Raw genomic sequence first — 2,568 nt, forward strand, 5'->3', positions numbered from 1 at the left:
GGCCTCGGTCACCCTCGGCGGCAACGGCGAGCGCTGGTCGGCGGTGTTCTCGGCCAGCTACTACGAGCAGAAGGCGATCAGCTCGGCGGTGTGGGAGCAGTCGGCGTTCCCGATTCCCGGCGGCGGTCTGGCCTACGGCAGCTCCGGCACCCCGCAGGGCCGCTTCACGTTCTGCGACCCGGCGCGCCCGGTCGGCACCTACGGTTCGTGCACGGCCAGCCAGGAGTTCTTCTACGACGTCACGTTGAACGACGGCACGACCAACCCGGTATGGAACCCGGCCGATCCGTCGTCGGGCACGTACAACGACTTCGACGGTGGCGACCGCTTCAACTTCGCGCCGTTCAACCTGCTGCTGACGCCGAGCAAGCGCAAGGCGCTGTTCACCAGCCTGTCGTACGACATCACCGACAACACCCGCCTGCACGTCAAGGCGCTGTACAACAACCGCACCTCGACCAACCAGGCCGCGCCCGAGCCGATCTTCGTCGGTCCGTACGCCGGCACCGGCGGGATCGCCGACACGGTGATCATCCACGAGGACAACCCGTTCAACCCGTTCGGCATCCGCCTCGATCCGGCGACCAATTTCGGCTGGGTCACCCGCCGCCCGGTCGAAGTCGGTCCGCGCCGCTTCGAGCAGGACGTCGACACGACGTACTTCAACATCGGCCTCGACGGGCTGATCGCCGACGGCCGCTTCGCGTGGGATTTCAATTACGCGCATTCGGAGAACAAGGCCGAGCAGCGCTTCACCAACGGCTACAACGTCGCCAAGATAAAGCTGGCGCTTGGTGACCCGGCGGTGTGCGCGGCGGTGCCGGGCTGCACGCCGCTCGACCTGTTCGGCGGCCAGGGCCGGCCGATGACCCAGCAGCAGATCGACTGGATCCGCACCACCCAGAACGACTCGAGCAAGCAGGTCCTCGACCTGTTCACCGCCAACCTGACCGGCGACCTGTTCGACATCGGCGACCGTTCGGCCGGCTTCGCGGTCGGCGCCGAGCACCGCCGCTACCGCGGCGAGTTCAACCCCGACCCGCTGCGCCAGACCGGCGAATCGCAGGATTCGTTCGCCGCGCCGGTGTCGGCGAGCTACGACGTCGACGAGCTCTACGGCGAGATCAACATCCCGGTGCTGGCGACGTTGAACCTCACCGCGGCGCTGCGCTACTCGGACTACTCGACGTTCGGCGACGCCACCACCGGCAAGCTCGGCTTCCGCTGGCAGCCCATCGAGGACCTCGTCGTCCGCGGTACGTACTCGCAGGGCTTCCGCGCTCCGAACCTCGGCGAGCTGTACGGCCTGACCCAGTTCGGCGCGACGCTGGTCGACCCGTGCGGCCCGACCAACGTGGTCGTGGTCAACGACGCCGACGGCCTCAACACCACGCCGCTGGAGACCGCCTGCCGCGCGCAGGGCGTGCCGAACGGCTTCGAGCAGGCCAACACGCAGATCACCACCTTCACCGGCGGCAACCCGAACCTGCAGCCGGAAGAGTCCGATAGCTACACGTTCGGCGTGGTCTACAGCCCAGGCTGGTCGGAGAACCTGTCGTGGTCGCGTCGCATCGACTTCGAGCTGGGCTACTACCACCACGAGATCGAGGGCGCCGTGCAGGCGCGCGACATCCAGCAGCTGCTGATCGACTGCCTGGCCGCCGGCGGCACCGACGCGGCGCTGTGCTCGCCGTTCACCCGCGGCGCGGGCGGCAACCTCAACCCGCCGAACAACTTCCTGTCCAACCTCGGCCAGATCGAGACCGACGGCGTCGACCTGAAGGTCAACTGGCTGAGCCCGGAGTGGAGCTGGGGCACGCTCAACGCCTCGCTGCAGACGACCTACATCAACGACTACGAGGCCGTCGACGCCGACGGCAACGTGTCGTCGCGCCAGGTCGGCATCGAGGTCGGCGACAGCGCGATCCCGGAGTGGCAGAGCAACGTGCAGGTCGGCTGGAACCTCGGCAACTTCGACGCCAACTGGAACGTGCGCTACATCAGCGACGTCAAGGAAAGCTGCGTGGGCCTGGAAGGCCTGCCGGGCTGCTCGGGAGTGGAGTTCAACAAGCTCGGTTCGGTCACGTACCACGACGTGCAGGCCGGCTGGAAGAACGCCTTCGTCGAGGGCCTGAAGCTGTCGGTCGGCGTCAACAACCTGTTCGGCAAGGAGCCGCCGGTGTGCCTGACCTGCTCGCTCAACGGCTACGACGCCGGCACGTACGACCTGCCGGGTGCGTTCTGGTACGTCAGCGCCGACTACCGGTTCTGATTCCCGCCAACGTGTGAAAAAGACGAACGGCCGGTGGTTCGCCACCGGCCGTTCCTTTTTTGCCTGCCGGTGGTCGACGTCGCGCGCAAGCCGCGCGCCGGAACGCCGACGCGCTCCGCTACTGCAGCGCGGCGTCGGGCACGTCGAGCTGCAGCGACAGCGCCAGGTGGTCCGACAGCGCGGCCGGCATCGCCTTCATCTCCGAGCAGCGCAGGCCGTCGCCGATCAGGATGTGGTCGATCGCGCGCTGCGGGCGCCAGCTCGGGAACGTCGGCACCACGTGCGACGGCGGCTGC

1 protein-coding gene is annotated in these 2,568 nt (G+C 67.9%); it reads left to right on the plus strand.

What is annotated here, in order from left to right:
- The coding region (locus tag V6M46_RS03815; protein ID WP_332662442.1) for a TonB-dependent receptor domain-containing protein at window positions 1–2,272 on the plus strand (2,272 nt) is incomplete at its 5' end.
- Window positions 2,273–2,568 lie beyond the last annotated feature (296 nt).

The sequence above is a fragment of the Aeromicrobium sp. genome (genome assembly GCF_036676885.1).
In the GTDB taxonomy this organism is placed as follows: Bacteria; Actinomycetota; Actinomycetes; order Propionibacteriales; family Nocardioidaceae; genus Aeromicrobium.